We start from the raw sequence: 26,433 nt of genomic DNA, 5'->3' as shown, positions 1-26,433 counted from the left end.
CGCGGTCGCGCGACCGGCGACGACCGCGGCGACCTACTCCCGCCCGAGTGCTTTTCTCACACACGACGAGCCGAACGGCCCGAGTTCGCCGGAGTCGAACCGCACGAAGTGGCCCGTCGAGATGGACGCGCCGCAGCGGCGGCAGTCGAAGTCGCCCTCGCGTTGGACGACCTGACTCTCGAACCGAACGAACGTGCCGCCGCGGTTGTGACGGATGCGGCCGCCCTCGCGCTCGATGATGCCGCGAAGCTCCGCCGCGTCGAGGATGTCGCGGGTGAGCGTCGGGTCCGTGGTGACCGTCTCGATGCGGTCGACGACCTCGGCGAGGGAGAGTTCGTCGGCTTCGAGGTGCGCGAGGAGGTCGAGCGCGAGTTCGACGCGCTCGTCGCGTGTGGGCTCGGTCACGGTTCGGGAGCCACTCGAACGGGGGCGGGCTAAAGCCCTCCGAAGCACAAAGCGTTTGGTCGCGGCGCGACGACCGACTCCAGAGCTTCCGTGCCCCGTCCGCGTCTCGCCGCCGGCCTCGCGCTCGCGGCCGTCATCGCCGGTCTCCTGTTCGCGTCGCCAGACGCCGTCATCGCACACGCGACGTGGGTCGCCGCCGACCCCGTGCGACTCGTCGTCGTCGTGAGCGCGCTCGCGCTCGTGCGCCCGCTTCTCGCGTGGCCGACGACGCTCCTCGCGCTCGTCGTCGGCTACGGGCTCGGACCGGTCGGCGTGCCGTTCGCGCTGGCGCTTATCGTCCTCACGAGCGTCCCGCCGTTCCTCTTCGCGCGGCGCTACCGCGGGGCGACCAGATTTGCCGGCGTCGGCGAGCGAACCGTCGAACAGACGGGGTCGGTGAAGGGCGTGGCCGCGAGCCGTCTGCTGCCGATTCCCTCCGACGTGGTGTCGGTGGCGGCGGGCGTCGCCAACGTCCGACTCGGCGCGTTCGCGCTCGGGACCGCCGCCGGGGAGCTTCCGTGGGCCGTCGCGGGCGTCGTCGCCGGCGCGTCCGTCGAGACGCTCACGACGGACTCGCTCGCGGCGGCCGTCCGCCCGGAGTTCGTCGTCCTCGCCGCTATCGCAGGCGTGTCGATGCTCGTCCCGACCGCGTACCGTCGCTACCGAAGCGGGTCGGGCGCGTAGGAGAACAGCGACGGAGAAAGAAAACGCGAGAATCGGTGCGCGAGCGGCGGCGTCTTATTCTAATCTAACAGCGACTCGCCGGTCATCGCGGACGGCTGGTCGACGCCGACGAGTTCGAGGATTGTCGGCGCGATGTCGCACAGCGAGCCGCCCTCGCGGACGGTCCGGCCGCCCGAAAGCGGGTGGTCGGGGTCGACTTCGTCCTGCTCGGCCTCGGCGTCGTTCTCCGCGGCCGCCTCGTCGTCGCGGTCGGCCGCGAGGTAGACGAACGGGACGGGGTTGAACGTGTGGGCCGTGTGCGGGTCGTCTTCGGTTCCCATGTCGTCGGCGTTGCCGTGGTCGGCGGTGATACAGACGTGGCCGCCGCGGGCGCGGACGCGCTCGACGAGCCGCCCGAGCTGTTCGTCGACAGCCTCGACGGCCTCGATGGCGGCCCCGTAGTCGCCGGTGTGGCCGACCATGTCGGGGTTGGCGTAGTTGAGCACCATCACGTTCGGGTCGTCGGACTCGATGATGTCGATGGCCGTGTCGGTGAGCTCCACCGCGGACATCTCGGGCTGGAGGTCGTAGGTCGGCACGTCGGGGCTCTCGACGATGTTCCGAATCTCGCCGTCGAACTCGACCTCGCGGCCGCCGTTGAGGAAGTAGGTGACGTGGGGGTACTTCTCGGACTCCGCCATCCGAAGCTGCGTCATGTCCGCCCCGGCGAGCACCTCCCCGAGCGTGTCCTCGGGCTGTTCCGGCGGGTAGGCCACGGACACGTCGAACGTCTTGTCGTACTGCGTCATCGTCGTCATGAGAAGCTCCGGCGGCGTCGTCTCGAACTCCCAGACGGGCTCGATGTCGCAGAGCATCCCCACGAGCTGTCGCGCGCGGTCGGCGCGGAAGTTGAAGAAGACGACCGAGTCGCCGTCTTCGAGCGCGGGCGCGTCGTCGACGACGGTCGGCTCGACGAACTCGTCGGTGTCGCCGCGGTCGTACGACTCGGTGACGGCGTCGACGGCCGTCTCGGCGGTCCACTCGGCCTCCCGCTCGACGATGGCGTCGTAGGCGCGCTTGGTGCGTTCCCAGTTCTGGTCGCGGTCCATCGCGTAGTAGCGCCCGGAGACGGTGGCGACCCCGCCGGTTCCCTGCTCGTCGGCGACGGCTTCGAGGTCCGAGAGGTATTCCTCGCCGCCGGTGGGGCTGGTGTCGCGGCCGTCAGTGAAGGCGTGGGTGACGGCCTCGACGCCGCGGTCGGCGGCGAGTTCGATGAGCGCGTGGAGGTGCTGTTGGTCGGAGTGGACGCCGCCGTCGGAGACGAGGCCCATGAGGTGGACGCGCCCGTCGTGTTCGTCGGCGTGGTCGTAGGCGGCCGTGATGGCGTCGTTCTCGTAGAACGAGCCGTCGTCGATGCTGTCGCCGATGCGGGTGTACGCCTGCTTGACGACGCGGCCGGCCCCGATGTTGAGGTGGCCGACCTCGCTGTTGCCCATCTGGCCGTCCGGGAGACCGACGCGCCGGCCGTCGACGATGAGCGTCCCGAACGCGCCCGCGTCGCGGTAGCGGTCGAAGTTCGGCGTGTCCGCCGCCTTGATTGCGTCGCGGCGGTCGTGGTCGCCGAGTCCCCACCCGTCGAGGATGATGAGTGCTGCGTCCATACGTCGCCGTTCGGCGCGCCGGGCTAACTGTCCTTTGCTCCCGACATGGGGTGACAACGTGTCGCGTACGGAGCCATCGACCCCCGGGGTGTCGCCCCGACGGTCTTTTCTTTCGGCGCGCCGTCCGACTCGGCGATGGGTCTGCGAGACTTCGACCTCGACGCGGCGGTCGACGACTGGACGGAGTACTACCTCGGAAACGGCCCGAGCCTCGTCGTCTTCCTCGTCCTCAACGCCGCCGCGTTCCTCGTCGGGGTGAGCTTCTACGTCCACTCCGACCCCGCGCTGTCGGACCTGCCGACGTTTCTCTACCCGCTTTTCGGTGACTCGCCGGCCGCCCTCGCGCTGATGACGCTGTCGGCCGCGACGCTGCTTCCGAACCTCGGTCGCCGCGTCGCCGACGCACCCGTCAACCGACCGCTCGCGTACCTCCACACCCTCGCGTTCGTCTGGCTCGTCAAATACGGCGTCTGGACGGTCGTCGCGCTCAACCTCCGACCCGACCTCTACGTCGGCTTCTCCGGGGCCGCGCTGTGGGACTACTGGGGCATCATGCTCACTCACGCGGGCTTTCTCGCGCTCGCGCTCGTCGTGCCGCGGTACGGCGCGACCACGAAGGGCGCACTCGGGTTCGCCCTCACGCTCGCGCTCGTCAACGACGTGTTCGACTACGGCCTCGGCTACTACCCGCCGCTGAAGTACGAGGCGGGGGCGCTCCTCGCGGGCATCACCGTCGCCCTCTCGTTTCTTGCGGTGTTCCTCGCGTCGCGGGCGTTCGACCGCCTCCCGGACGCCACGGAGACCGCCCGTGAACGCCCCGCGAGTCACAATCGCTAATCGCACGACAGCGCGGAGTATCACATGAGTCAGGCTTTTCCCCACCGGCAGTCTATGACCTCGTAATGGACTCCGCGGTACTGCTCGACCTACTCGGGAACGAAAACCGCCGGCGCATCCTGCGGTTGCTCTCGCACAAACCGTGCTACGTCACCGAGATAAGCGAGTACCTCGGCGTCAGCCCTAAGGCCGTCATCGACCACCTCCGAAAGCTGGAGGACGCGGGGCTCATCGAGTCGCGCACCGACGACCAACGGCGCAAGTACTTCCACATCTCGCGGAACCTCCGACTGGAGGTGAACGTCTCGCCGTACGGCTTCGGCGCGAAGAGCGCCTACCCGCCGAGTCCGAGCCTCGACATGGCCGGGCGCTGTCCGCACGTGACGCTCGAAGTCGAGAACGCCGGCACCGACGACGTCTCCGAGTTGGCGCGCGAACTCGGGAAACTGGAGGAGCTCGACAACGAACTCTCCTTGGCTCAGCGGTGGGTGCAGGGCCGCATCACCGACGTGCTCGACCGCCTCAACGACCGCCTCGGCGTCGACGCCGACAGCCGCTTTTACGCGGAGATTCTGGCCGCGCTCGCCAACGGGTCGAACACCGTCCGCGGCATCGCAAAGGAACTCAACGCGGACCCCGCGGTCGTCGACAGCGCGCTCCACCACCTCGCCGAAGGCGGCCTCGTCGCCCACAACGGCGACCGCTGGCGAATCGACTGACGCTTACAGCTCCTGGGTCAGCCCGTTTCTGAGGTCGCGGCCGAAGTAGTGACCGACCAGCCCCGCGAGCCCGCCGCTCGCCGCGCCGACGCCCGCGATAGCGACGCCGTAGTCCGCGAGCAGTTGGACCGCGAAGGGCGCGAACACGGCGAACAGCGTCGAGAGGACGAACGCGAGGCCCGCCGCGATTGCACCGGCGAGGACGACCTCCGTGTAGTATCGCTTCGAGCCGACGACGCCGAGGACGAAGCCGGCGGCGGCGATGCCGACGAACCGCCCGATGAAGCCGACGAGGGGAATCGCACCGCCGACGAGCAGTCCGCCGATGGAGAGCAGGAGCGCCGCGAGGAACACGCGCGGGGAGAACAGCCCGCCGAGGCGACCGCCGCCGCCGGACGAGGCGGAACGCTCCGCCTGCGTCGCCTCGTCGCGCTCGCGGTTCACCCCGGAGAGCAGGTCGTCGACGGACTGCTCAGACTCCCGTTGGTCCGACCGTTGCATGCGTACAGGCTCGCGGGCGAGCCTGATGGCTCTTGTGCCGGTGAGTCGGTCGCGGTGAGTGTTTCGGCGCGCGACGGTGCGCCGGTCGTCTCGGTCCTACGCGTTGCGGCCGAGGATGAAGTACAACACGAGTCCCAGAAGGGGGGCGAGGAAGACGACGACGGCCCAGAGGAACGCCGGGTGACTGCTGTTTTGCCGCGCGTCGCTGTACGTCCACACTACCATCCCGAGGAACAGGAGGAAAAACAGCAGGCCGATTACGAGCGCGCCTGCACCGCCCGACTGGAGGAGTATCGTGGGGAGCATACGCTGGCCGACGGACAGTCGGGTAAAATGTCTTGTGTTCGTTATGTCGGTGGTGCGTCCGTCTCCCTCGTTTCGCTCGGTCGGTTCTCTCCCAGTCGTCGTACCGAGTCGCGAGCGAAGCGAGCTACTCGGCGTTTTTCCCTCCAGGTTTTTGCCGTGAGCGGGTCGCCGGAGGCGACCCCGAACGGTAAAAAGGTGGGTTTGAAGTCTGCCCCCGCGGTATCCCGCGATATGAACGCAGGGGACCGCGTCCGCGTCACCCGCGCGGACGTCACGAACGAAGGCGTGCTCATGCCGTCTTCCACCGAGGACCACCTCGTCGTCAAACTCGACGGCGGGTACAACGTCGGCATCGCCCGCGAGGGGGCCGACGTGGACGTGCTCGAAACCGACGTGTACGACATCGAAGACGCGCAGTCCGAAGGCGACGGCACCTCCGAAATCGAGTTCGACGACGACCTGCCGACGATCTCGCTCATCTCGACCGGCGGGACCATCGCCTCGACGGTCGACTACCGCACGGGCGCGGTGACCGCGCAGTTCGACGCCAAGGACGTGCTTCGGGCCGTCCCCGACCTCGCGGGGCGGGCGAACTACCGCGGCCGCGTCGTCGCCAACATCCTCTCGGAGAACATGACGACCGACGTGTGGGTCGACCTCGCCGAGGCCGTCGCCGAGGAAATCGAGGGTGGAGCCGACGGCGTCGTCGTCATGCACGGCACCGACACGATGCAGTTCTCCGCGTCGGCGATGTCGTTCATGCTCGACACGCCCGTTCCCATCGTCTTCACGGGCAGTCAGCGCTCGGCGGACCGCCCCTCCTCCGACAACGTGATGAACGCCGTCTGCGCCGTCGAGGCCGCGAAGGCCGAAGCCGCCGAGGTGATGGTTTGTATGCACGCCTCGGAGTCCGACGACGTCTGCGCGCTCCACGAGGGGACGCGCGTCCGCAAGAACCACACCTCCCGGCGCGACGCGTTCGAGACCGTCGGCGCGAAGCCGCTCGGCGAGGTCGACTACGAGGCCGAGGAGGTCACGTTCCGCCGCGACTACACCCCCCGCTGCGAGGCCGACCTCGCGCTCCACGCCGACATCGAGTCCGAGGTGGAACTCGTGAAGTTCACGCCGGGGATGGACCCCGCGGCGCTCGACTACCTCGACGAGAAAGCCGGCGTCGTCATCGAAGGGACGGGCCTCGGCCACGTCCACACCGACCTCATCCCGCAGTTCGAGGAACTCGTCGAGGGCGGCACGGTCGTCGCCATGACCTCGCAGTGTCTCGAAGGCCGCGTCTGCGACCGCGTCTACGACACCGGCCGCGACCTGCTCGACGCCGGCGTCGTCGAGGCGGGCGACACGCTCCCCGGCACCGCAAAGGTGAAGCTCATGTGGGCGCTCGCCAACGTCGCGGACCCGACCGACGCGATGGGTCGGAACCTCGAAGGCGAACTGACCCAGCGCTCGGTCCCGTGGGAGTGAACTGATGGAGATTCGACCCGCCCGACCCGAGGACTACGACGCGGTCGCCGCGTTCACCCGCGATACGTGGGCCGACCGCGGCGGGTCGGACTACATCCCCGACATCTACCACGACTGGATTTCCCCCGGCGAGTTAGCGCAGGCGACGCTCCTCGTCGACATGGGCGAGGAGACGCCCTCCGACGACGTGGCCGCCATCGCACAGGTCGTCATGCTGTCGGAGTACGAGGGGTGGGCGCAGGGTATGCGCGTCGCGCCCGACTACCGCGAACAGGGTCTCGCGACCCGACTGTCGCACGCGCTTCTCGACTGGGCGCGCGAGCGCGGCGCGCGGCGTGTCCGCAACATGGTCTACTCGTGGAACGTCCCGAGCCTCGCCAACGCCCGCACGGTCGGGTTCGACCCCGGCATCGAGTTCCGCTGGGCGACGCCCGACCCGGACGCGACCGCCGACCCGGCGGCAGCCATCCGCGACGACGCCGACGCTGCGTGGACCTACTGGACCGGGAGCGAGGCGCGAACCGCGCTGTCGGGGCTCGCACTCGACCCCGTCGAGACGTGGGCGCTCTCCGAGTTGACCCGCGACCGCCTCCACGACGCCGCGGCCGACGACCGACTGTTCGTCGTCGGGGACGACCGCGCGACCGGATTCACCTATCGCAACCGGACCTACTCGCGCGAACGCGACGACGAGGGCGAGGGCGAGGAGACGTGGGCCGAGTACGCGGTCGCCGCGTGGGACGGCGCGTCGGCCTGCGAGTCGCTGTTGGACGCGATTCGACGCGACGCCGCTTCGGTCGGCGCGGACCGGACGCGCGTCCTGTTCCCCGAGCGCATCGACTGGGTTACCGACGCCGCACTCGCTCGGAGCGACCTCGCCGAGGAGCCGACGTTCGTCATGGAAGCCGACCTCTCCTGACGGGCGCGCAAGTGCGCGCTTTCGACGACCGTCGACCGCCGACCGCCGACCGCCGACCGTCGGTCAGTTCCAGTCGACGCCGCGGACTTCGAAGCGCGCCCCGCCGAGCTCCGAGTCGCCCACGTCGAACTGCCAGCCGTGCAGGTCAGCGATTCGCCGCGCCGTCGAGAGATGCGTGGCGTCGTAATCGACGCCGAGCAGCTGGTTCGAATCCGCGGTCACCGCCGCGAGCTCTTCCGGTGACGGGCGGGGGCCGTCGTCGTCGACGTAGAAGCCGTCGGCTGTCGTCCCGACGACGACGCTGGACGACGAACCGGACGACGCGTTCCGCTCGTAGCAGTTCGTGAGCACCGCGACCAGAAACAGGCCGAACAGGTGGGTGTCGGCCGAGAGCGACCCGTCGCCGACGACCCGGAGCGAAGCGTCGTCCGCGCCATCGGGCGACGCGAGGGCCCGTGCTTGCGCGACGTGCGGGCGGAACTCCACCGCCCCGAGGTCGAGCGTGCTCGGTTGCCCGGCGACGGTGATGCCCCACTCGACGAGCGAATCGATGCGCGAGAGGCTTTTGGAGAGCGTCACCGCGGCGTCGCCGTCGACCGCGGTGAGTCGCTCGGCGGACGCGGTGGCCGACGCGAGCTGGGCTTTGAGTTCCGAGGCGAGCACGCTGACGAGCGCCGCGAGGTGCTCGTTTTTCTCGTTGACCTGCAGCTCCGCGAGCCGCCTGTCGGTGATGTCGAAGTGGGAGACGAGCGCGAAGCTCCCGTGCCTCGGCGTGTCTATCGGGACGACCCGGAGCGCGAACCACCGGTAGACTGCGGGCGAGTGACACGGATACTCGGCGGTAAAGAGGTCGCGGTCACCCCTGAGAACCGCGCGGATGCCGTCGGCGACGACGCCGGCAATTTCGTCGGTCCCGCGGGCCGCGTCGCACACTGCAAGGTAGTTGACGCCCGTCGAATCGGGGTCGCCCGCGTAGTCGTTCGCGTCGGCGAACGCCCGCCACGACCGGTTCGTGTAGACGATGTCGCCGCGGCTGTCGAGGAGCGCAATCGTCGCCGGGAACTCCTCGAAGCCGCGTTCGATGAGCGATACGTCGTCCATCACAGAGCGTACGCTGGGAACCCGTTTGACAGTTTCTACCACGGCGGGGAACGACGAACCGCCCGCTCGCGGCGCGAGATATTCGAAAAGCGGTGTTCGGCCGCCGGCGGTCGTGGTGCAGTCGACCGGGCGTCTGGAATCGGGTCAGTCGCGGTTGCGATTGTGGTCGCGGTCGCAGTCGCGGCCGCGGTGGTCAGTCCGAAGCGACGGCTCGGGGCTTATGCTCGTTTCCCTCCGTACCCGCCATGGCGAGCACGTCGTCGAAGAAGCCGAGCGAGTCGTGGGGGCCGGGGTGGGCTTCGGGGTGGTACTGGCGCGTGATGACACTCAGCTCCTCGCTGGCGAGGCCCTCGGCGGTGTCGTCGTTGACGTTGACCTGCGTCACGTCGAGTTTGTCGCCGGGGTCGGCGACGGTGTAGCCGTGATTTTGGGTCGTCATGACGACCTTGCCGGTCTGGAGGTCGCGGACGGGCTGGTTGACGCCGTGGTGGCCGAAGGCCATCTTTTCCGTGGTGCCGCCGAGCGCGCTGGCGACGATTTGCTGGCCGAGGCAGATGCCCGCCAGCGGGACCTCGCCGGCGAACTCCTCGACGAGGTCGTGCGTCGCGGTGTAGTTCTCGGGGTCGCCGGGGCCGTTCGAGATGAACAGCACGTCGGGGTCGAGCGCGGACACGTCCTCGGCGTCCGCGTCGTAGGGGAGCACGTGCACCGTCGCGCCGCGGTCGACGAGGGAGTCCACGATGGAACCCTTCGCGCCGCAGTCGACGAGCGCGACGGTGGTGTCGCCGTCGCCCTCGAACGTCGTCAGTTCGGTCGTGGTGACCTGCGCGCCGATGTCGACGTGCTCGCTCATGCCCTTACACTGCGCGAGTTCCTCCTTCGCGTCCTCCGGCGTCACGTCCTCGCCGACGGCGATGCCGACCTTCATCGCGCCCTCCTCGCGGATGGACGTGACGAGGTCGCGCGTGTCGAGGTGGTCGACCGCCGGGACGCCCTCGTCTGCGAGCCACTCGACGACCTCCTCGGTGAACTCGCGTGCGACGGCCGCCCGAGGGTGGACCCGGTCGGACTCGAATCGCTCGGCTCGGACGCCGTAGTTCCCGATGAGGGGGTACGAGAAGGTGAGGACTTGCTCTTCGTACGAAGGGTCGGTCAGACTCTCTTCGTATCCCGTATATGCGGTTGTGAACACCAGTTCACCGCGTGTGCGCCCCGGAACACGGCCACGCGCTTCGACCACGCGTCCGTCTTCCAGCGCCAGATAGGCGTCCGACATTACGAGAAACGAACGGAACACGGGTCCATAAGTGTTACTTTCGAAGTCGAGTTACGAAATTCGTAATCGGTAAGTCGCTGGGGTGGGCACGTGGTGTATGGACGAGCTTGACCGACGCATTCTCGATATCCTTCGACGGGACGCTCGGACCCCCAACACAGAGATTGCGGCCGAGGTCGGGACCTCCGAGGGGACCGTCAGAAACCGCGTCGAGCGGTTGGTCGAGGAGGGCGTCATCGAGCGCTTTACGATTTCGACCCGCACGGGGAACCTGAAGGCGATGATAGAGGTGACCGTCGCGGTCGACGTCGACACCAACGACGTGTCCGAGCTGATGGCCGACTGGAAGGACGTGGACTTCGTCTGGCAGGTCTCCGGCGAGGAGGACATCGTCCTCGTCGTCGACGCCGCCGACACCCGCGCCGTCAACGACCTCATCACCCGCGCCCGCGAGCACGACGACGTGAAGAGCACGAAAACCCGCCTGATTCTCGACGAGCGCCTCGGCTAATCCCGCGCCGCCGCCGCGTGGTCCGCGGTTCGCATCGAAGCTTAGTTGACCCCCGACTCCGACGGAAGGCACATGAGCAACGCAGCGGCCGACGAGGCTACTGAACTCCACAAGAACGCAGCGCAGGACGTCATCGCCGTCGACTCCGACGACAACGCCGAGGGGACGGTCAACCGACTCGACGCCCACACGGGCGACGGCATCCGCCACCGCGCCTTCACCTGCCTCGTGTTCAGCGAGGAGGGACAGATACTCCTCGCCCAGCGCGCGCCCAACAAGCGCCTGTGGGACACCTCCTGGGACGGCACCGTCGCCTCCCACCCCGTCGAGGGCCAGACCCAAGAGGAAGCCACCGAAGAGCGCCTCGAAGAGGAACTCGGCATCTCGCCCGACCAGTACTCCGACCTCCGCGTCACGGACAAGTTCGAGTACAAGCGCTACTACGAGAACGCCGGGCTGGAGTGGGAAGTCTGTGCCGTCCTGAAGGTCACGCTCGAAGACACCACGCTCGACCCCGACGAAGAGGAAATCGCGGGCATGCTCTGGGCGGATTACGAGCACCTCCACGACAACCCCGAGTGGTACCGCCAACTGCGTCTCTGTCCGTGGTTCGAAATCGCCATGCGCCGTGACTTCGAGTAGGCTCTCTCTCGCAGCTGACGCGCGGGACTCGATTCTCTCGCACGCCCGCGAGGGTGCCGCCGGCGACCCGCCCGCCGAGGTCTGCGGCGTCCTCGCCGGCGACAGCGACGCGCGCACCGTCACCGCCGCCCACCCCGTTTCGAACGTCGCCGCCGAGCCGCGGGTCGCCTACGAACTCGACCCCGAGGAGACGGTTTCGATTCTCGAAGCCATCGAGTCCGCGGGCGACGACGCGGTCGGCTTCTACCACTCGCACCCCGAGTCCGACCCGGTCCCGAGCGCGACGGACCGGGAACGGGCGTCGTGGCCGGGATACGTCTATCTCATCTGCTCGCCCGACGGCCGGATGACCGCCCACGAGTGGACCGGCGACGAGTTCCGCGAACTCTCCGTCGCCGTCGAGTGACTCGGTCCTCGGCCAGTCGCCGTCGAGTGACCTGCCGCCCCTCCGACCGGTCGCTCGCGCCCGACACGCTTCGGTGAGAATATCCTTTCTCAGTTCGCAGACGCAGCCATGGAACCCGACCGCTACGACGACCTCGACGGACAGGTCGCGCTCGTCACCGGCGCGAACCGCGGCATCGGCCGCCAGATAGCCGCGAATCTCCGCGACCGCGGCGCGACGGTGTACGCGGGGTCGCGCAGCGTCACCAACGAGACGCCGGAGGAGACGGAGCGAGTCCTCCTCGACGTGACCCAAGAAGGGGACATCGAGGAGGTCGTCGACGGCATCTTCGCCGACCAGAACCGCCTCGACGTCCTCGTCAACAACGCCGGCGTCGGCGGCGAGGGCGAGGACATCGTCGCCGAACCGACCGAGCGAATCGACCGCACCCTCGGCGTCAACCTCCGCGGGCCGATGCTCCTGTGCAAGCACGCGGTTCCCCTCCTCCTCCAGTCCGACGGCGGCCGCGTCGTCAACGTCTCTTCGGGCATGGGCGCGCTCGGCGAGGAGCAGTCCGGCGGGTCGCCCGCGTATCGAATCTCGAAGACCGGCCTCAACGGCCTCACGACCTACCTCGACGGCCAGTACGGCGACGACGGCCTCATCGCCAACTCGGTGTGCCCCGGCTGGGTCCGCACCGACATGGGCGGCGAGGAGGCGAACCGACCGGTCGAGAAGGGCGCGGAGACGCCGACGTGGCTCGCGACGTTCAAGCCCGGCGCGCCCGCGGGGAAGTTCTGGCGCGACAAGGAAGTCATCGACTGGTAAGCGACCGACCCCCCGCCGCGACCCTCACGTGACGCCGCCGCTCTGCTTCTCGAACGCCTCGTATGCTTCCCCGTCCAGAATCTCGCGGAAGTGCTCGACCGCCCGGTACACGTCCTCGAAGCCGACGTAGGCCGGCGCGGGAGCCATCCGGACGACGTTCGGTTGACGGAAGTCCACGATGACGCCCCGCTCCTTGAGCGCGAGGCTGACGCGGTAGGCCTCGGGGTGCTCGACCGCGACGTGGCCGCCGCGGGCCGCGGGGTCACGCGGGGTGCCGACCTCGCACTCCGGCAGTCGCTCGTCCACGAGGGCGATGAGGTAGTCCGTGAGCGCAAGCGACTTCTCGCGGAGGGCGGTCACGCCGCCGGCGTCCTCGACGATGTCGAGCGCGCCGTCGAGGGGGGCCGCGGACAGCACCGGGACCGTCCCGGACTGGAACGCGCCGGCCGACTGCGCCGGCTCGTAGGTCATCGCCATGTCGAACTGCGTCTCCTTGTCGTTGCCCCACCAGCCGGCGAGCGCGGGCGTGACGCCGAAGTGGCGCTCGTTGACGTAGAGGCCGGCGATGGAGCCGGGGCCGGCGTTGAGATACTTGTAGTGACACCAGACGGCGAAGTCCACGCCGACCTCGGAGAGGCTGTGGGGGACCGCGCCGACCGAGTGCGCGAGGTCGAAGCCGGCCAGCGCGCCGGCCTCGTGCGCCGCCTCGGTGAGCGTCTCGATGTCGAACAGCTGACCGCTCCGGTAGAGGACCGAGGGGAGAAACACCATCCCCACGTCGTCGTCGACGGCGTCGAGCACGTCCTCGGTTTCGATGGTCCGCCCGTCGCGGCTCTCGACCACGCGGAGCGCCTCGTCGGGGTCGCGGCCGGCCGCCCGGAGTTGCGCGCGAATCGCGTAGTGGTCCGTCGGGAAGTCGAGGTCGTCGACGACGATTTTCTCGCCGCGGGCGGGGTCGTAGAACGTCCCGACGAGCGCGTGGATGTTGACCGTCGTGGAGTTGGCGACGACGACCTCCTCGGGCTTTGCGCCGACGAGCGGGGCGAGTCGGTCGCCCAGTCGCTCGCCGTAGCTGAACCACTCGGGGTCGGCGTCGGTCCACCCGCGGATGGCGAGGTCGCGCCACTCGTCGACGACGCGGTCGAGCGCCGCCTCCGCATCGACCGAGAGCGGGCCGAGCGAGTTACCGTCCATGTATAGTTCGCCCTCGGGGACGAAAAAGCGGTCGCGGAGGTCCGAAAGCGGGTCCGCCGCGTCCATCTCGCGGGCGGCGTCGACGGCGGGGTTGCCGGAGTCAGTCATACGCGACCTGAAGCGCCCGCGCGACAAGTAGTGCGAGGGCCGAGGCGGCGTCCCTTATTCGTCGGCGTCCGACTCGTCGGCCTCGCGGGCGAGTCGCTCGTAGGCGGCCCACGAGGGGTCCACGTCGGGGTGTTCGATGCGCTCGCCGTCGACGACGACGCCCTCGCCCGCGACGACGATGCCGGCGACGCCGACGGGGGTGCCGCGGGCGTCGAGCGCAGCGACCACGTCGTCCGTGACCGAGGGGTCCGTGGCGACGACGAGCGACCCGGCGGTGGTCGAGCGCCACGGGTCGATGCCGAGGTACTCGCAGGTCTCGCGGACGCCGGGACGGAACGGGACGCTCGACTCGTCGATTTCGAGTTGGACGCCGGCGCTCCCGGCGACTTCGTTGAGCGCGCCGTGGACGCCGCACTCGGTGGCGTCGTGCATGGCGTGGACGCCGCGGCCGCCGGCGGCCGAGACGGTCATCGCGTCGCGGACGGCGTCGGTCTCGTCGAGTCGGTCCTGCGCCGCGGCGAGCACGTCGGCGTCGAGGTCGGAAAAGGCGTCGGGAAACAGCGTCGTCAGGAGGCCGGTGGCCTCGACGCCCGGTCCCTTCGTCACGAGCACGTCGTCGCCGGGTTTCGCGCCGTCCGGGCGGACCACGTCGTCGTGGTCGCCGACGGCGAGGGCGGTCGCGCCGCCGACCCACGGGTACGAACAGCCGGCGTAGCGGGCGGTGTGGCCGGTGACGATGCTGACGCCGAGGTCGTCGGCCTCGTCGTGCATCGCCCCCCAGAGTTCGGCGAACTGGTCGTCGGTCATCTCGGGCGGGAGCGTAAAGGAGACGGCGAGATGCGAGGGGTCCAGCCCGGAGACGGCGATGTCCGAGAGGACGATGTCGATGGCGAACCGCCCCGCGCGCTCGAAGCCGAGCGCGGGGAGCACGGAGAGTGGGTCGGTCGCGATGGCGACCGCGGTGCCGTCGATATCGAGGAGACCGAAGTCGACGCCGTGGGTCGGGCCGAGCGCCACGTCGTCGCGGGCCGCGCCCAACCGCGGGTAGATGTACTCGTCGAAGAACTCGCGGTCGACCTTTCCGAGGTCGGTCATACGCGACCTCCGGTGGCCGCGAGTAAGAACGTACTCATCCGTCGCCGGCGGGGCCGGGACAGATTGCGGTTTCGGTCTCGACGCGGGTCGCGCTCGCCCGGTTGGTCGGCGCGGTCGCTCGCCGGTCGAAAGGTGGGACGGTCCCCCGTCCCTGCTCATGAAGAGACGCGGAGACGGTTCGAAGGGGCATGGAAAGTCCCACCACCGGACTGCTCCCGCGTCGGTTCGACCTGAACGCCGGACGTACAAGAACCTCGCTAAGTTCCCTCGATGGACCTATATAGCTCCATCGAGAATGCGGAGAATATGGCCGCTTTAGAAACATCGCCTTCCGGCGGTCAGACCGGTCGGTGGCCCGCCTCGTCGGGGGTGTTGTTCGGGGTCCGCCACGCGTCGTCGAGGTGTTCGACGACCGCGCGGGCGACGGCGACCGGCTCCTCGTGGTGGACCCAGTGGGTCGCCTCCTCGAACGTCTTGAGGTGGCCGTCCTCGCAGAACGCGAGGCTCTCCCTCGCCATCTTCGGCCGGAGGAACCGGTCTTTGCTCCCCCAGACGACGAGCGTCGGCACGTCGACCGTCTCGGCCCGGGGCCGCGGGCGCTCGCGGACGACCGCGCGATACCAGTCCACCATCGAACCGTAGGCCCCGGGCACCGACCACGCGGCGCGGTAGCGGTCGAGGTCGGCCGCCGAGAACGTGCCGGGGAGCGCGGAGCCGGTCATCGCCCGCTCCAAAACGGCCCAGTCGCCGACGGGGGCGACGAGCTCGGGGAGCTTCGGCAGTTGGAAGAACAGGACGTACCAGCTCCGAAGCTGTTGGCCCGGGTCGCGTCTGAGGTGTCGGGCGAGCACCGTCGGATGCGGGAGGTTCATCGCGGTGAGCGAGCGCACCCGGTCCGGGTGGTGCAGCGCGGTCCACCACGCCACCGCGCCCCCCCAGTCGTGGCCGACGACGTGGGCCGTCTCGTGACCGAGCGCGTCCGCGACGCCGACCACGTCGCCGGCGAGTTCGTCGATGCTGTACCACTCGACGCCCGGGGGACGGTCGCTCAGGTTGTAGCCGCGCTGGTCGAGCGCGACGACCCGGTAGCCCGCCTCCGAGAGCGGGCGGAGGTAGTCCGCCCACGCGTACCAACACTCCGGGAAGCCGTGGAGGAGGACGACGAGTTCGCCGTCTTCCGGCCCGGCTTCGACCGCGTGGAGCGTGACTTCGCCCGCGTCGATGCGGCGGCTCGTCGCCTCGACGGACAGTTCCACGTCGTCCCACGACAGTCCCGATTGCTTCGCCATACCCCTCGCTACGGCGGCGAGAGACAAATGTACCGCGGCGACTGGCGACCGCCGTCGTCCGCGGTCCGCGAGAAGCGAGTCGGTTCCGCGGGGCTGACGGGACGGCGAAGGGCGGTGAGAGGGGTGCGGAGCGGGGCGAGTCGGATCGGGGCGCGAGCGGGTCGGAGCGGGGCGGAGCGGACTACCCGAACAGGCGCTTTCTGATGCTCCGAGCGCGACTCTGTTCGGCCATGAGCACCGAACACTCCACGTCGTCGACGACGTCCATGACGACGGTTCCGCCGACGAGCCGCGAGAGGAGGCCGCGTTCCGTCGCGCCGACGACGAGCAGCGACGCGTCGGTCGCGTGGGACTCGATGGCCGCCTCGACGTCGCCGGTCTCGACGGTGAGCGTGGCGCCCCCGAGGTCGCGTTCGTCGGCCCACTCCCGGAGGAAACGCTCGCCCTCGGCCGCGTCGTCGGCGACGTGCAAGAGTTCGATTTCCGCGTCGCAGAACTCGCGGAGGACCGAGGCGATGGACGCCGAGAGGTCGGAGTCCGGGCCGCCGGCGGTCGGCACGAGTACGTTCGAGGGGTCGAAACCGCGGTCCTTCAGCACCAACACGTCGTAGGGGAGCGCGTTGGTCATCTCCTCGACCGCGCTTTCGGCGCGGCCGGGCGACCCGTGGCTGTCGGGGCCCCAGCCCATGACGACGAGGTCGGCGTTGTACGTCTCCGCCGCGTCGAACACCTCCTCGAACGACCGGTGGGAGAGGACGGTGTGAGTCTCGATGTCCACGTCGAGTTCGTCGGCGTCGACGCGGGCCTGTTCGAGCAGGCGGTCGGCCTCGGCGAAGTCGTACTCCTCGCGGGCCGATTCGAGGGCGGTCTGGTCCGGCACTTTCACGATGTGGACGCCGACGAGCGTCCCGCCGTTTGCCTTGGCGACCGCGCCGCCGAGCGACACGAGGTCGCGCTCGCTTTCGGGGTTCGAAAGCGGGACCATGACGCGGTAGCCGCCGTCGGGCTGGACCGTCGAAGCCGCCGACACCGCGGCGTCGGGCATCTCGCTCGACCGAGAGAGCACGTACCGCGAGAGTATGCCCCGCTTGTCGGTGCGCTCGCGGGCGTAGAACAGGTACCAGACGATACCGAAGACGACGAACAGCACCGACAGCCCGATTTCGATGGGGTCGAGGAAGGCGATGAGTCCGAAGGAGAACACCGCACCGAGAATCGGCGTAATCGGGTAGAGCGGAACCGTGAACTCGGGGTCGTAGTCGGGCGCGTCTGACTCGCGCATCACGATGAGCGCGAGGTTGAGAAGCCCGTAGACGATGAGGTGGAGTGCGCTCCCGGCCTTCGCCAGCACCTTGATGTCGTCGACGGCGACGAGCGAGAAGACGATGATGAAGCCCGTGACCGCGATGGAGCGGTACGGCGTCGCGAACCGCGGGTGAATCTCGTTGAGCCACGCCGTGACGAGTTTGTCGCGGCCCATGGCGAAGTTGATGCGCGACGACGCGAGGATGGAGGCGTTCGCGCTCGACGCGGTGGCGAGGAGGCCGCCGAAGATGATGAGCCCCGCCCCGAGCCCGCCGAGGCCGAGCGCGGACTCGAACGAGAGTTGCGCGACCTCGACGACGGGGTCGGCACCGGCGGCCGACAGCTCCTGCCACGGCTTGACCGACGCCATGACGATCATCAGGATGGCGTACATCGTCGTGACGATGACGACCGAGCCGACGACCGCGAGCGGGAGGTTGCGGCCGGGGTTCTTTATCTCCTCGGCGACGGTCGTGATTTTCGCGAAGCCGAGGAAGGAGACGAAGACGAGCGCCGTGCCGGGGAGCACCGCGCCGTAGCCGCCGAGTTCGCTCGGCGCGAACGGGCGGAGCGTCGTGAGGTCGGCTTCGAGGAAGCCGAGTATCGAGAAGGCGGTCAGGATGACGACGAGCGTGATGACGATGACGACCTGGAGCGCACCGGTCTCCTTCGCGCCGACGTAGTTGACGCCGATGAACAGGAGGCCGGCGAGTATCGCGGCCACCTGCACCGAAGACAGGGAGACGACGCCGAGGCTCACCGCCGGTATCGACACGACGCTGACGAGGAAGTCACCGAAGCCGATGACGTAGAACGCCGAGGCGAACGCCAGTCCCATCCAGTTGCCCATGCCCGCGATGGAGCCGAAAAGCGGGCCGAGGGCGTGGTTGACGTAGTAGTAGCTCCCGCCGGCTTTCGGCATCGCGGTGCCGAGTTCGGACGCCGACAGCGCCGTGAAAAGCGAGATGACGCCGCCGACGACGAACGAGAGCACGACGGCCGGGCCGGCGATGCCGTACGCCTCGCGGGGGAGGACGAAGATGCCCGCACCGATCATCGTTCCGACGCCGATGGTGAGCGCGGCGACGGGTCCGAGGTCTTTGGCGAGTTCCTCGTCGGTCATGTTTCACCCCCGGCGTCGCCGTCGTCGTCCGCTCCGGCCGGCAAAACGACCACGGGGCGGTCGCTGTGCCGGACCAGTTGGTCGCGGACCGCGCCCGAAAACAGGTCCCACCACGAGCGACCGCCGCGCGGGGTGAAGACGATTGCCGTCGCGTCGGCCTCGGCGGCGGCTTCGAGGATGGCGTCGCCGACATCGGTCGCAAACCGGAGGTCGGTGTGGAGGTCGATGCCGGCGTCGTCCGCGGCGCGGCGGGCGACATCGAACAGTTCGTCGGCGACCTCCTCGCGTTGTTCGACGCTGGTTTTGTCCGGCGCGCCGCCCGCCTTCTCGATGACGTGGACGACGGAGGCCCGACCGCCGGCCGCGGCGATGCGCGGGAACGCCGCGGCGCAGGTGAGCTCGGCGTCGTCCGCGTTCGCAATCGGCAGCAGGGGACGCGAGAACAGCGGTTCGACGTGTTCAGTCATCTGTCGAACCCACGGGAGTGGTGTGACAAAAGCGGTTCCGCCCGGCGGAACGGGATTGTGCGGGGACGACTGCGCCCGATTCACAACGTGACCGTCGGGAATTCATGTGCCGGGATTGTGCGCCAATCGGTTTAGAAGTTCGCAAACCGGGGTACGGTGTCGGGCGAATCGACGCGGGAGAGACGGAGGCCTCAGACGGCGGTGACCCACGCCCGGTAGCCCTCGTCGCGGCCGTAGACCGCCTGAAAGACGCGGTCAGCGAAGCCGGCGAGGCGGTTGGCGTCCGAGCGGGCGGTGATGCGGACGTTCGTCCCCTCGGCCTCCTCGGGGCTCTCCAACTGGTCGATGCGGAACTCGGGGAACTCCGAGAGCAGTCCCTTGAGCCGGTCGAGTTCGGCTTCGGTCACGTCCATGTTGAACGTCTGGTCGGCGAACTGAATCCACGGGCCGGGCCCCTCGCCGTCGATGTCGTCGAGGCGCTCGGCTTCGATGGTGAGAAAGGCGCTGCCGCGGTCGCGGTGCGCCGACACGGCGTCGGCGAAGAGCTTCCGGCGCTCGCGGGCGGTGTCGGCCTCGAATCGAGTCATGCGGGTCGATACAGCCGCGCGGTACAAAAGCGACCCGCGTCGGGGCGGGTGCGGCGTCAGTCGGACGGCGACCGAGACGGCCGCCGGCGCATCAGAACAGCGCGAGGACCGCGGCGAGCGCGAGCGCGCTGACGGTCAGTAGTTGCACGCCGAGGACGGCGAGCGGGGCCGCGCCCGTCCGCCGCATCGCGTCGAGTCGAACGTCGAGGCCGAGGCCGACGAACGCGAGCGCGAACAGGGCGTCGCTGGCGGTGCCGACGGTGGCGAGCGTCGCGTCCGAGAGCAGGCCGAGGTTGGCGACGGCGGCGACGGCGACGAAGCCGACGAGGAACCGGGGAACGCCGTCGAAGACGGCCCGTAGACCGGTCGCGGCCTCCTCGGCGCGGCCGGCGTAGCGAACCGCGTAGGCGACGGCGACGAAGCCGAGCATGGAGTTGCGCGCGAGTTTGGTGACGGTCGCCCAGCGGCCCGCCACCTCGGAGTGGGCGAAGCCCGCCGCGGTGACGGGGCCGGTGCTGAACATGCTCAGGCCGGCCCAGATGCCGAACTGGCGGCCGGACAGCGGGAGCAGGTCGCCGGCGATGGGGAACGCGGCGAGCGTGAGCGCGTCGAACAGGAGGACCGCGGCGACGACGTGGGTGAGGGACTCACCGTCGGCGTCGATGGTGCCGGCGATGGCGGTGGCCGCGGAGACGCCGCAGACGCTCGCGCCGGCCGCGAGGAGCGACCCGGTCTTGTCGGCGAGGCCGAACACGCGCCCGGCGACGGCCTCGACGAGGAGGACGCCGGCGGCGACGGTGACGACGACGAGCCCGACGAGCACCGGTCCGGAGGCGACGAGTTCGTCGATTGCGATGCGAGCGCCGAGCAGGACGATACCCGTTTCGAGGAGGAGCTTCTGCGTGTCGACGCCGGGGCGCGCCCAGTCGGGGACGCCGACCGTGTTGGCGACGACGGCCCCGAACAGCACGCCGAGCAGGAGCGCGTTGACGCCGGGGACGAAGCCGGCGACGAGCGCCGCCGCCCCCGCGAGAGCGACGAGGACGCCGACGCCGGGGGCGAGTCGCGCGAGCCGACCGATGCCGGCGTCCGAACCCTCCCCGGCGCTCACGGCCCGAGCGCCGCGAGGACGGTCACGACGACGAGACCGAGGGCGGTCGCGCGCCAGCCGCGTTCGAGCGTACACCACAGCCTGTACGCGCGCTCGACGGCGGTCGCGCCGAGCGCGTCGCGCATGAGGGACGAATCGCGCATTTGCCGGAGTCACGAGGGCCGCGCCGTTGAACGTGTCGCTTCCGTCTGCGAAACCGGCAACAAATACCTCGAACACCGCGGTGAGACGGCCGAGCGAGCGGTAGGACGGCGAACAAGGAGCAACATTTTCTTGTTCCTCTGACCATCGTCGTCGCAGAACTCAGTACGTATCTTCAACACTATATGCTCTCGCCGGATGTGGTCAGATATGGCAAAGCGCATCCTCTTGCTCGGAGCGCCGGGCGCAGGTAAGGGCACACAGTCGAAGCGACTCGCCGAGACCTACGGCGTCGAACACGTCACTACCGGCGACGCGCTGCGCGCGAACAAGGACATGGAGACCGAGTACGGGACGCCCCGCTCGTTCATGGAGAAGGGCGAACTCGTCCCCGACGCGGTCGTCAACGAAATCGTCGAGGCCGCGCTGGAAGACGCCGACGGCTACGTCCTCGACGGCTACCCGCGGAACCTCTCGCAGGCGGAGTACCTCACCGAAATCACCGACCTCGACGCGGTCATCTACCTGAACGTCGCCGAGTCCGAACTCGTCGAGCGCCTCACCGGCCGCCGCGTCTGCGACGACTGCGGCACGAACTTCCACGTGAAGTTCAACCAGCCCGAAGAGGAGGGCGTCTGCGACGACTGCGGCGGCGAACTCGTCCAGCGCGACGACGACACCGAAGAGACCGTCCGCGAGCGCCTGTCGGTGTTCGAGGAGAACACCGAGCCGGTCATCGAGCACTACCGCGACGAGGGCGTCCTCGTCGAGGTCGACGGCGAACAGACCCCCGACGAGGTCTTCGAGGACATCCAGTCCGTCGTCGACGACGCGTAAACGCGGACTCGACGCGCGAACCGCCTCATCGACGCAGTTCGGCGCGACGTTTTTTACCGACGAAACGGGAGCGCCAGCGTCGCCGCCGACGCGCTCGCTGTCGTCCGCAGAGTAAAACCTTGATAACAGCCGGTTGCTAAAGAGCCGGTAATGGCACGAATCGAATCTCGGGTGCGCGACCTCGTCGGCTCCGACGCCGACATGCGCGCCGCCGTCGAAACCGTCCTCGACCGGGCGGACGACGGAGAAGTCGAGTGGGCCGACGTCCGCGACGAGCTCACGAGCGGCCAGTGGGGTCGCCTCATCGAGAAGGGTATCCTCGTCGACGGCGACGAGGGGTTCCGGCTCGCCGACGCGGGGGAGACCCGCGCCGGCCTCGAAGACGACACGTCCGGCTCCGGCGGCTCGTCGTCCTCGTCGACCGACGTCGACACCGGCGACTCGTCGTGGTCGAAGTACGACAAGGGCGCGGCCGTCGTCACCGTCGGCCTGTTCCTCGGCTACTCCGTCTCCGAGGTTCGGAACGTCATCGGCGGCGTGATGGACGCGGCGCTCGGCCCGCTGGCCGAGATGCTCCCGTTCTACGCCGTCGTGATGGTCCTCGCGCTCGCGACCGGCCTCTACTCCACGCTCTTGCAGGCGAACCTCATGGACATGGAGAAGATGGGCAAGTACCAAGAGCGGATGAAGGACATCCAACAGCGACAGAAGGACGCCAAGGAGCGCGGCGACGACGCGGAGCTCGAAAAGATTCAAGAAGAGCAGATGGAGGCGATGGGCGACCAGATGGGCATGTTCAAAGAGCAGTTCCGCCCGATGGTCTGGATCATGTTCCTCACCATCCCGGTGTTCCTCTGGATGTACTGGGCCATCGGCGTCGGTGGCGGCTCCGACCCGCACATCGTCACCGAGAACATCGTGCTCCCGCTCGTCGGCTCCGTCGGGTGGAAGCAGGGCGTCCTCGGGCCGATGCAGGCGTGGATTGTCTGGTACTTCCTCTGCTCGATGGGCTTCACCCAGATCATCCGCAAGAGCCTGAACATCGACATGTCGCCGTCGGCGTCGTAAGCCAACTGGGCGACAGTCGACCCGGGCGATTCGAGTCGAATCGACCCGCTTCGAAGCAACCTCGTTTCTCTCTCCGTTCCGACCCTCGCCAGCCGCGCATCAGCCGCCGGATGCTCCCTCGGTGCGCTGCCGCGAGGCTCCGCCCGAACCCGTGAGAACCCTCCGCAGGGGTCGTCGGCAACGATAACACCTTTTAGCCGACCGCACCCAGCATGGATATGTTACTGACCGTCTCCGGACCACCGGGCAGCGGAAAGAGTACGACCGCCGCCGCGCTCGCCGAGGCGTTCGACCTCGAACACATAAGCGGCGGGGACATCTTCCGCGAGCTCGCCGCCGAGCGCGACATGACCGCCGTCGAGTTCAACAAACTCGCCGAGGAGGACGACCAAATCGACCGCGACCTCGACCGCCGCCTCCGCGACATCGCGCTCGACCGCGACGACGTGCTCCTCGAATCTCGCCTCGCCGGCTGGCTCGCCGGCGACGCCGCAGACCTCCGTTTCTGGCTCGACGCCCCCGTTGACGTCCGCGCCGAGCGTATCGCCGACCGCGAGGGCAAGCCCGTGGACGTCGCCCGCGAGGAGACGACGACCCGCGAGGCGAGCGAGGCCAAGCGGTACATGGAATATTACAACATCGACTATTCCGACCTCTCTATCTACGACATCTCGCTGAATACTGCCCGGTGGGGAGAACACGAGGTCTCTGAGATCATCACATCGGTCGTCGAAGCGTACGATCCCGAGGCCGACGAGGGCAAATACCCGGTCGACGGCGTCCGCTACGACTTCTGACCATGCTCCGAGACCCGCCCGAACACCGCAGCGTCGGCGACCTGCTCTCGTTCGGCGTCGTCAACCTCGACAAGCCGCCGGGGCCGTCGGCCCACCAGGTCACCGGCTGGGTCCGCGACATGGCCGACGTCGACCGCGCCGCCCACTCGGGAACGCTCGACCCGAAGGTGACCGGCTGTCTACCCACGCTCCTCGGTGACGCGACCCGCATGGCGCAGGTGTTCCTCGAAGGCTCGAAAGAGTACGTCTCCGTGCTCGAACTCCACGGCCCCGCGTCGGCCGACATCGACTCGACCGTCGCCGAGTTCGAATCGAAGCTCTACCAGAAGCCCCCGCGGAAGTCCGCCGTCTCGCGCCGCCTCCGCGTCCGCGAAATCCACGACCTCGACCTCCTCGAAGTGAAAGACAGACAGGCGCTCCTGCGCATCCGCTGTGAGTCGGGCACGTACATCCGCAAGCTGTGTCACGACCTCGGCCTCGCGCTCGGCACCGGCGGCCACATGGGCCACCTGCGCCGGACCGCGACCGACCCCTTCGACGACGCGGACCTCGCGACGCTCCACGACCTCAAAGACGCCCTCGCGTTCGCCGCGGAGGGCGACGAGTCGTGGCTGCGCGACGTGGTCTCGCCCGCCGAGCGAGCGCTGTCGCACCTCCCGTCCGTGACCATCGCCAACAGCGCGGCCCGCGAGGTCGCCAACGGCGCGCCCGTCTACGCCCCCGGCGTCTTCGACGTCGACGCCGACGCCGCCCGCGGCGACCTCGTCGCCTGTTTCACCGACGACGGTTCGGCCGTCTGTCTGGGCGAACTCGTCGGCGACGCCGACGCCGACTCCGGCGAGGTCGTCTCGCTGGAAGCCGTGTTAGTCTGAAGCGAGATGCTACTTTCTCCGGCGCTTTTTGTCCGCGTCCGCGAGCGTCTCCGCCTGCTCGTTGACCGACGCGACCTCCCGTTTGGCGTCCGATTTGTCGAGGTCGTAGACGTAGCGCCACGACGCCAGCGGGTAGCCGTGCGACTCCTCGGAGCGGTCCGCCGACGGTTCGGACTCGCTCCCGCGGCGTATCGACCACCACCGAACGGCCGCGACGCCCAACGCGACGAAGACGAGGAGCATCGCGACGAACGGGAGGAGTCCGAGCGGGAGGCTCTGGAGGGGCAGAGTCATACACCGTTGTTGCCCGCGGAGCGACAAAAGCGTACTCGCGGGGCAGCGTCGACGAGCCGGAGGGGTTCGAACCGCACGACGACGGTGCGATACCGTGGCACGCCAGCGCCTCGCGTCGCCGCGACGAAACGAAGGGCTTAACCGCGAGACACGCATCGGTTTGAATGCACCCCGGGACCGTGGGGTAGTGGTATCCTCTGCCGATGGGGTCGGTAGGACCTGAGTTCGACTCTCAGCGGTCCCATACCACCTTTTTAGTTCGTCAACTGTCGCTCTCTGAGCGACAGTCTCCTCGCAAAAAGCTGGACCAAAAACGTCCCGCGAGGGCTCGCTTCGCTCGCCTCGCGGTGCAGTACCTGAGTGCGGTGGTGGTTCGTTCACGTATCGACTGAGTGGCTCGGATGGCAACGGGACGGCCGACCGCACCACCCGACGCTCCTCTCCCGTAGAACAGATACGAAAACGCCAGAAACGCCAGCACCGACCCGGCGAACACGGCGGAGACGCCGCCGCCGAGCGCCGAACCAAGGACGAGAAACGCGCCCTGTTGCCACTCCTCGACGAACTCGACCATATCCTTTTCAGCCATACAACAGCTCTCTCGTCGGAGAAAAACCTCGTAGCGACTGCGAGACCAACAGCCCGAATCCTCGTCACTCACGGGCAACAGCCGCAAAAAATCGGTCGAGAACCGCTATTCAGGTCGAGACGGCATCGCAGGTCCAGCCGGGGTCGCTCCCCGTCCGCCGGATGAGGTCCGCGCGGCACGCCGGACAGTAGTCGGGGACCGTCGTTTCGCCCCGCGGGACATAGACGCCACCGCCGCATTCCACGCACGCATCGGCGACGACTGTGGTGCAGTCCGCACACAGATTGAAGTCGTCAACCGTGAGGTCGCGCAGCACTTCGAGCTTTTTGTCCAGGATGTACTCGTCGATAACCGCCTGACAGCTGTGGCACGGCTTCATAGCGATACAGCGTGTCAATTGAGACCATGCCACATATACCTGTCGTCGCCGGTGTCTCTTGACGCGGAATATCGGCCGAGGGGGACCGTCCCCGAGAACGGATACTGTCACGAGTACGCGCGAGCGACGCTAGCGCGCCCGGTGCGAACGTGTTTCACAGAATTCATAAGTAACTCGGTGACGAGTTAGTATTTGCTGCTGTCAGAGGCACATCGGGGGTGGCGAACGGAATCAGTCACCCACCACACACCCATTCTCCCGCATCTACCGGTTCGCGTACCGGCTCCGAGGACCGAAGTTCAGCTCCTCGCGCCCATGTCGGCGGGGTCGTCTCCGTACATCTCGGTGAGCATCGCGTCCGCCACCTGATGTGCCCCTACGAGAATCACGACGCTCGCGACGATGGTCGCGACCGACTGCGGCGTCGAGAGCAGGCCGAGCGAGACGATGAGCGTCGTCGCGCACGCCGGCGGGTGGACCGCGTCGAGTTCGACCATCCCCCCAACTCGTCGCGGCAACCGAGATGGCACCGCTCGTGACGAACCGCAACGTGTCCGTCGATGCGACCGACAGTGACGGGCTAATCGTCACGCCGGAGGCGATGAGCGCGTAGGCCGCGAAGGCGACGACGGCACCGACGGCGTGGCCGCCGACGATGCGAGTCGAGCGGGGGCGCGTGCCGCGCCGCCGAAACGCCAGCGCGAACGCCGTGGGGCCGAGGCTCGGAAAGACGAACGGCTGGCCGGTGGCCCACGCGACGCCGCCGAGCGCGGCGACGAGCAGGCCGGCGGAGAGCCCCGTTTCGAGGCCGCGACGAGACATGCGACACGCTCTGTCGGCGTCGGGGGAAAACGCTGTCTAATTCGAGCGGGAACGGCGTCGGCGGCGACGCCGAGCGCCGGCCC

At 68.6% G+C, this 26,433-nt stretch carries 30 protein-coding genes, 1 tRNA gene and 1 pseudogene; 14 read left to right on the top strand and 18 right to left on the bottom strand.

The window, feature by feature from the left end; all coding sequences use genetic code 11:
• Positions 1 to 33: 33 nt before the first annotated feature.
• Positions 34 to 405 (bottom strand): DUF5830 family protein, encoded by a 372-nt coding sequence (locus HVO_RS16850; protein WP_004042499.1) that lies wholly within the window; start codon positions 403 to 405, stop codon positions 34 to 36.
• A 90-nt stretch (positions 406 to 495) separates the two neighbouring features.
• Here HVO_RS16850 and HVO_RS16845 point away from each other — a divergent pair, with 90 nt between their 5' ends.
• Positions 496 to 1,128 (top strand): TVP38/TMEM64 family protein, encoded by a 633-nt coding sequence (locus HVO_RS16845; RefSeq protein ID WP_004042498.1) that lies wholly within the window; start codon positions 496 to 498, stop codon positions 1,126 to 1,128.
• A gap of 59 nt (positions 1,129 to 1,187) precedes the next feature.
• Here the strand turns inward: HVO_RS16845 and gpmI are convergent, their stop codons facing one another.
• Positions 1,188 to 2,768, bottom strand: coding sequence for a 2,3-bisphosphoglycerate-independent phosphoglycerate mutase (gene gpmI / locus HVO_RS16840; RefSeq protein WP_004042496.1), 1,581 nt, complete (start codon positions 2,766 to 2,768; stop codon positions 1,188 to 1,190).
• 135 nt (positions 2,769 to 2,903) lie between these two features.
• Here gpmI and HVO_RS16835 point away from each other — a divergent pair, with 135 nt between their 5' ends.
• Together HVO_RS16835 and HVO_RS16830 are read left to right on the top strand one after the other, a co-directional pair.
• Positions 2,904 to 3,605, top strand: a complete 702-nt coding sequence (locus tag HVO_RS16835) for a DUF1405 domain-containing protein (protein WP_004042494.1) — start codon at positions 2,904 to 2,906, stop codon at positions 3,603 to 3,605.
• A gap of 65 nt (positions 3,606 to 3,670) precedes the next feature.
• Positions 3,671 to 4,324 carry an ArsR/SmtB family transcription factor gene (locus tag HVO_RS16830; protein ID WP_004042493.1) on the top strand — a complete coding sequence of 218 codons (654 nt, stop codon included), beginning with the start codon at positions 3,671 to 3,673 and terminating at the stop codon, positions 4,322 to 4,324.
• A gap of 3 nt (positions 4,325 to 4,327) precedes the next feature.
• Here HVO_RS16830 and HVO_RS16825 read toward each other — a convergent pair whose 3' ends face one another.
• Both HVO_RS16825 and HVO_RS16820 read right to left on the bottom strand, forming a co-directional pair.
• Complete coding sequence (locus tag HVO_RS16825; protein ID WP_004042491.1) at positions 4,328 to 4,825, bottom strand: hypothetical protein; 498 nt, start codon at positions 4,823 to 4,825, stop codon at positions 4,328 to 4,330.
• A gap of 96 nt (positions 4,826 to 4,921) precedes the next feature.
• Positions 4,922 to 5,131 (bottom strand): PLDc N-terminal domain-containing protein, encoded by a 210-nt coding sequence (locus HVO_RS16820; RefSeq protein WP_004042489.1) that lies wholly within the window; start codon positions 5,129 to 5,131, stop codon positions 4,922 to 4,924.
• 231 nt (positions 5,132 to 5,362) lie between these two features.
• Between HVO_RS16820 and gatD the strand changes: the two genes are divergently transcribed.
• A complete protein-coding gene (gene gatD / locus HVO_RS16815; RefSeq protein WP_004042487.1) occupies positions 5,363 to 6,610 on the top strand; it encodes a Glu-tRNA(Gln) amidotransferase subunit GatD in 1,248 nt (415 codons plus the stop codon).
• 4 nt (positions 6,611 to 6,614) lie between these two features.
• Positions 6,615 to 7,529 (top strand): GNAT family N-acetyltransferase, encoded by a 915-nt coding sequence (locus HVO_RS16810; protein WP_004042485.1) that lies wholly within the window; start codon positions 6,615 to 6,617, stop codon positions 7,527 to 7,529.
• A gap of 63 nt (positions 7,530 to 7,592) precedes the next feature.
• Here the strand turns inward: HVO_RS16810 and HVO_RS16805 are convergent, their stop codons facing one another.
• Positions 7,593 to 8,630 carry a PAS domain-containing protein gene (locus HVO_RS16805; protein ID WP_004042484.1) on the bottom strand — a complete coding sequence of 346 codons (1,038 nt, stop codon included), beginning with the start codon at positions 8,628 to 8,630 and terminating at the stop codon, positions 7,593 to 7,595.
• 193 nt (positions 8,631 to 8,823) lie between these two features.
• A complete protein-coding gene (gene carA, locus HVO_RS16800) occupies positions 8,824 to 9,906 on the bottom strand; it encodes a glutamine-hydrolyzing carbamoyl-phosphate synthase small subunit (protein WP_004042483.1) in 1,083 nt (360 codons plus the stop codon).
• Between the two features lie 97 nt (positions 9,907 to 10,003).
• Between carA and HVO_RS16795 the strand changes: the two genes are divergently transcribed.
• The 4 genes from HVO_RS16795 (at position 10,004) to HVO_RS16780 (ending at position 12,272) form a co-directional block, all read left to right on the top strand.
• Complete coding sequence (locus HVO_RS16795; protein ID WP_004042482.1) at positions 10,004 to 10,417, top strand: Lrp/AsnC family transcriptional regulator; 414 nt, start codon at positions 10,004 to 10,006, stop codon at positions 10,415 to 10,417.
• 72 nt (positions 10,418 to 10,489) lie between these two features.
• The gene (locus tag HVO_RS16790; protein WP_004042477.1) at positions 10,490 to 11,059 is read left to right on the top strand and encodes an NUDIX hydrolase; all 570 of its coding nucleotides are present in this window, start codon (positions 10,490 to 10,492) and stop codon (positions 11,057 to 11,059) included.
• Entirely contained in the window at positions 11,046 to 11,465 is a 420-nt protein-coding gene (locus HVO_RS16785) for a desampylase (RefSeq protein ID WP_004042475.1), read from the top strand. The genes HVO_RS16790 and HVO_RS16785 overlap by 14 nt, the downstream gene beginning before the upstream one ends.
• Positions 11,466 to 11,573: 108 nt before the next feature.
• On the top strand, positions 11,574 to 12,272 hold the full coding sequence (locus tag HVO_RS16780; protein WP_004042473.1) for an SDR family NAD(P)-dependent oxidoreductase: 699 nt from the start codon (positions 11,574 to 11,576) through the stop codon (positions 12,270 to 12,272).
• Between the two features lie 24 nt (positions 12,273 to 12,296).
• On the opposite strand, the gene kynU is transcribed toward HVO_RS16780, so the two are convergent.
• The 8 genes from kynU to HVO_RS21075 form a co-directional block, all read right to left on the bottom strand.
• Complete coding sequence (kynU, locus tag HVO_RS16775) at positions 12,297 to 13,574, bottom strand: kynureninase (RefSeq protein ID WP_004042471.1); 1,278 nt, start codon at positions 13,572 to 13,574, stop codon at positions 12,297 to 12,299.
• A gap of 54 nt (positions 13,575 to 13,628) precedes the next feature.
• Positions 13,629 to 14,669: an AIR synthase family protein gene (locus tag HVO_RS16770; RefSeq protein WP_004042470.1), complete on the bottom strand. Its 1,041-nt coding sequence runs from the start codon at positions 14,667 to 14,669 to the stop codon at positions 13,629 to 13,631.
• A 338-nt stretch (positions 14,670 to 15,007) separates the two neighbouring features.
• Positions 15,008 to 15,958: an alpha/beta fold hydrolase gene (locus tag HVO_RS16765; protein ID WP_004042467.1), complete on the bottom strand. Its 951-nt coding sequence runs from the start codon at positions 15,956 to 15,958 to the stop codon at positions 15,008 to 15,010.
• Positions 15,959 to 16,139: 181 nt separating this feature from the next.
• Positions 16,140 to 18,386, bottom strand: coding sequence for an amino acid permease (locus tag HVO_RS16760; RefSeq protein ID WP_004042465.1), 2,247 nt, complete (start codon positions 18,384 to 18,386; stop codon positions 16,140 to 16,142).
• A complete protein-coding gene (locus HVO_RS16755; RefSeq protein ID WP_004042463.1) occupies positions 18,383 to 18,853 on the bottom strand; it encodes a universal stress protein in 471 nt (156 codons plus the stop codon). Before HVO_RS16755 ends, HVO_RS16760 begins: the two co-directional genes overlap by 4 nt.
• A 191-nt stretch (positions 18,854 to 19,044) precedes the next feature.
• On the bottom strand, positions 19,045 to 19,440 hold the full coding sequence (locus tag HVO_RS16750) for a hypothetical protein (RefSeq protein WP_004042461.1): 396 nt from the start codon (positions 19,438 to 19,440) through the stop codon (positions 19,045 to 19,047).
• A 91-nt stretch (positions 19,441 to 19,531) separates the two neighbouring features.
• The gene (locus tag HVO_RS16745) at positions 19,532 to 20,551 is read right to left on the bottom strand and encodes a YeiH family protein (protein WP_004042459.1); all 1,020 of its coding nucleotides are present in this window, start codon (positions 20,549 to 20,551) and stop codon (positions 19,532 to 19,534) included.
• Positions 20,548 to 20,694: a hypothetical protein gene (locus HVO_RS21075; protein WP_160162996.1), complete on the bottom strand. Its 147-nt coding sequence runs from the start codon at positions 20,692 to 20,694 to the stop codon at positions 20,548 to 20,550. The genes HVO_RS16745 and HVO_RS21075 overlap by 4 nt, the downstream gene beginning before the upstream one ends.
• A gap of 208 nt (positions 20,695 to 20,902) precedes the next feature.
• On the opposite strand from HVO_RS21075, the gene HVO_RS16740 reads away from it, so the two are divergent.
• From HVO_RS16740 to HVO_RS16725, 4 genes are all read left to right on the top strand, one after another.
• Positions 20,903 to 21,529: an adenylate kinase gene (locus tag HVO_RS16740; protein WP_004042457.1), complete on the top strand. Its 627-nt coding sequence runs from the start codon at positions 20,903 to 20,905 to the stop codon at positions 21,527 to 21,529.
• 150 nt (positions 21,530 to 21,679) lie between these two features.
• The gene (locus HVO_RS16735) at positions 21,680 to 22,597 is read left to right on the top strand and encodes a DUF106 domain-containing protein (protein WP_004042456.1); all 918 of its coding nucleotides are present in this window, start codon (positions 21,680 to 21,682) and stop codon (positions 22,595 to 22,597) included.
• 218 nt (positions 22,598 to 22,815) lie between these two features.
• The gene (cmk, locus tag HVO_RS16730) at positions 22,816 to 23,394 is read left to right on the top strand and encodes a (d)CMP kinase (protein ID WP_004042454.1); all 579 of its coding nucleotides are present in this window, start codon (positions 22,816 to 22,818) and stop codon (positions 23,392 to 23,394) included.
• 2 nt (positions 23,395 to 23,396) lie between these two features.
• Positions 23,397 to 24,266 carry an RNA-guided pseudouridylation complex pseudouridine synthase subunit Cbf5 gene (locus HVO_RS16725; RefSeq protein ID WP_004042452.1) on the top strand — a complete coding sequence of 290 codons (870 nt, stop codon included), beginning with the start codon at positions 23,397 to 23,399 and terminating at the stop codon, positions 24,264 to 24,266.
• 9 nt (positions 24,267 to 24,275) lie between these two features.
• Here HVO_RS16725 and HVO_RS16720 read toward each other — a convergent pair whose 3' ends face one another.
• Positions 24,276 to 24,560: a hypothetical protein gene (locus HVO_RS16720; RefSeq protein ID WP_004042450.1), complete on the bottom strand. Its 285-nt coding sequence runs from the start codon at positions 24,558 to 24,560 to the stop codon at positions 24,276 to 24,278.
• A gap of 173 nt (positions 24,561 to 24,733) precedes the next feature.
• Here HVO_RS16720 and HVO_RS16715 point away from each other — a divergent pair.
• Positions 24,734 to 24,804: transfer RNA gene (locus tag HVO_RS16715), tRNA-Pro, on the top strand.
• An 18-nt stretch (positions 24,805 to 24,822) separates the two neighbouring features.
• Here the strand turns inward: HVO_RS16715 and HVO_RS16710 are convergent.
• From HVO_RS16710 to HVO_RS16700, 3 genes and pseudogenes are all read right to left on the bottom strand, one after another.
• On the bottom strand, positions 24,823 to 25,149 hold the full coding sequence (locus HVO_RS16710) for a hypothetical protein (RefSeq protein WP_004042448.1): 327 nt from the start codon (positions 25,147 to 25,149) through the stop codon (positions 24,823 to 24,825).
• A gap of 109 nt (positions 25,150 to 25,258) precedes the next feature.
• Entirely contained in the window at positions 25,259 to 25,528 is a 270-nt protein-coding gene (locus HVO_RS16705; RefSeq protein WP_004042445.1) for a DUF7571 family protein, read from the bottom strand.
• 299 nt (positions 25,529 to 25,827) lie between these two features.
• Positions 25,828 to 26,350, bottom strand: a pseudogene (locus tag HVO_RS16700) (HPP family protein).
• Between the last annotated feature and the right edge of the window lie 83 nt (positions 26,351 to 26,433).

This window comes from Haloferax volcanii DS2 (genome assembly GCF_000025685.1).
Taxonomy (GTDB): Archaea; Halobacteriota; Halobacteria; order Halobacteriales; family Haloferacaceae; genus Haloferax; species Haloferax volcanii.
The sequence above is the reverse complement of the archived record's forward strand: the minus strand, read 5'-3'. Positions and strand labels throughout refer to the sequence as shown.

What these genes read in the sequence shown, in the direction of transcription:
- gpmI (WP_004042496.1), bottom strand. Translation starts at nt 2,768, where the DNA reads ATGGACGCAGCACTCATCATCCTCGACGGGTGGGGACTCGGCGACCAC.
- HVO_RS16835 (WP_004042494.1), top strand. Translation starts at nt 2,904, where the DNA reads ATGGGTCTGCGAGACTTCGACCTCGACGCGGCGGTCGACGACTGGACG.
- HVO_RS16830 (WP_004042493.1), top strand. Translation starts at nt 3,671, where the DNA reads ATGGACTCCGCGGTACTGCTCGACCTACTCGGGAACGAAAACCGCCGG.
- HVO_RS16825 (WP_004042491.1), bottom strand. Translation starts at nt 4,825, where the DNA reads ATGCAACGGTCGGACCAACGGGAGTCTGAGCAGTCCGTCGACGACCTG.
- HVO_RS16820 (WP_004042489.1), bottom strand. Translation starts at nt 5,131, where the DNA reads ATGCTCCCCACGATACTCCTCCAGTCGGGCGGTGCAGGCGCGCTCGTA.
- gatD (WP_004042487.1), top strand. Translation starts at nt 5,363, where the DNA reads ATGAACGCAGGGGACCGCGTCCGCGTCACCCGCGCGGACGTCACGAAC.
- HVO_RS16810 (WP_004042485.1), top strand. Translation starts at nt 6,615, where the DNA reads ATGGAGATTCGACCCGCCCGACCCGAGGACTACGACGCGGTCGCCGCG.
- HVO_RS16805 (WP_004042484.1), bottom strand. Translation starts at nt 8,630, where the DNA reads ATGGACGACGTATCGCTCATCGAACGCGGCTTCGAGGAGTTCCCGGCG.
- carA (WP_004042483.1), bottom strand. Translation starts at nt 9,906, where the DNA reads ATGTCGGACGCCTATCTGGCGCTGGAAGACGGACGCGTGGTCGAAGCG.
- HVO_RS16795 (WP_004042482.1), top strand. Translation starts at nt 10,004, where the DNA reads ATGGACGAGCTTGACCGACGCATTCTCGATATCCTTCGACGGGACGCT.
- HVO_RS16790 (WP_004042477.1), top strand. Translation starts at nt 10,490, where the DNA reads ATGAGCAACGCAGCGGCCGACGAGGCTACTGAACTCCACAAGAACGCA.
- HVO_RS16780 (WP_004042473.1), top strand. Translation starts at nt 11,574, where the DNA reads ATGGAACCCGACCGCTACGACGACCTCGACGGACAGGTCGCGCTCGTC.
- kynU (WP_004042471.1), bottom strand. Translation starts at nt 13,574, where the DNA reads ATGACTGACTCCGGCAACCCCGCCGTCGACGCCGCCCGCGAGATGGAC.
- HVO_RS16770 (WP_004042470.1), bottom strand. Translation starts at nt 14,669, where the DNA reads ATGACCGACCTCGGAAAGGTCGACCGCGAGTTCTTCGACGAGTACATC.
- HVO_RS16765 (WP_004042467.1), bottom strand. Translation starts at nt 15,958, where the DNA reads ATGGCGAAGCAATCGGGACTGTCGTGGGACGACGTGGAACTGTCCGTC.
- HVO_RS16760 (WP_004042465.1), bottom strand. Translation starts at nt 18,386, where the DNA reads ATGACCGACGAGGAACTCGCCAAAGACCTCGGACCCGTCGCCGCGCTC.
- HVO_RS16755 (WP_004042463.1), bottom strand. Translation starts at nt 18,853, where the DNA reads ATGACTGAACACGTCGAACCGCTGTTCTCGCGTCCCCTGCTGCCGATT.
- HVO_RS16750 (WP_004042461.1), bottom strand. Translation starts at nt 19,440, where the DNA reads ATGACTCGATTCGAGGCCGACACCGCCCGCGAGCGCCGGAAGCTCTTC.
- HVO_RS21075 (WP_160162996.1), bottom strand. Translation starts at nt 20,694, where the DNA reads ATGCGCGATTCGTCCCTCATGCGCGACGCGCTCGGCGCGACCGCCGTC.
- HVO_RS16740 (WP_004042457.1), top strand. Translation starts at nt 20,903, where the DNA reads ATGGCAAAGCGCATCCTCTTGCTCGGAGCGCCGGGCGCAGGTAAGGGC.
- HVO_RS16735 (WP_004042456.1), top strand. Translation starts at nt 21,680, where the DNA reads ATGGCACGAATCGAATCTCGGGTGCGCGACCTCGTCGGCTCCGACGCC.
- cmk (WP_004042454.1), top strand. Translation starts at nt 22,816, where the DNA reads ATGTTACTGACCGTCTCCGGACCACCGGGCAGCGGAAAGAGTACGACC.
- HVO_RS16725 (WP_004042452.1), top strand. Translation starts at nt 23,397, where the DNA reads ATGCTCCGAGACCCGCCCGAACACCGCAGCGTCGGCGACCTGCTCTCG.
- HVO_RS16720 (WP_004042450.1), bottom strand. Translation starts at nt 24,560, where the DNA reads ATGACTCTGCCCCTCCAGAGCCTCCCGCTCGGACTCCTCCCGTTCGTC.
- HVO_RS16710 (WP_004042448.1), bottom strand. Translation starts at nt 25,149, where the DNA reads ATGGCTGAAAAGGATATGGTCGAGTTCGTCGAGGAGTGGCAACAGGGC.
- HVO_RS16705 (WP_004042445.1), bottom strand. Translation starts at nt 25,528, where the DNA reads ATGAAGCCGTGCCACAGCTGTCAGGCGGTTATCGACGAGTACATCCTG.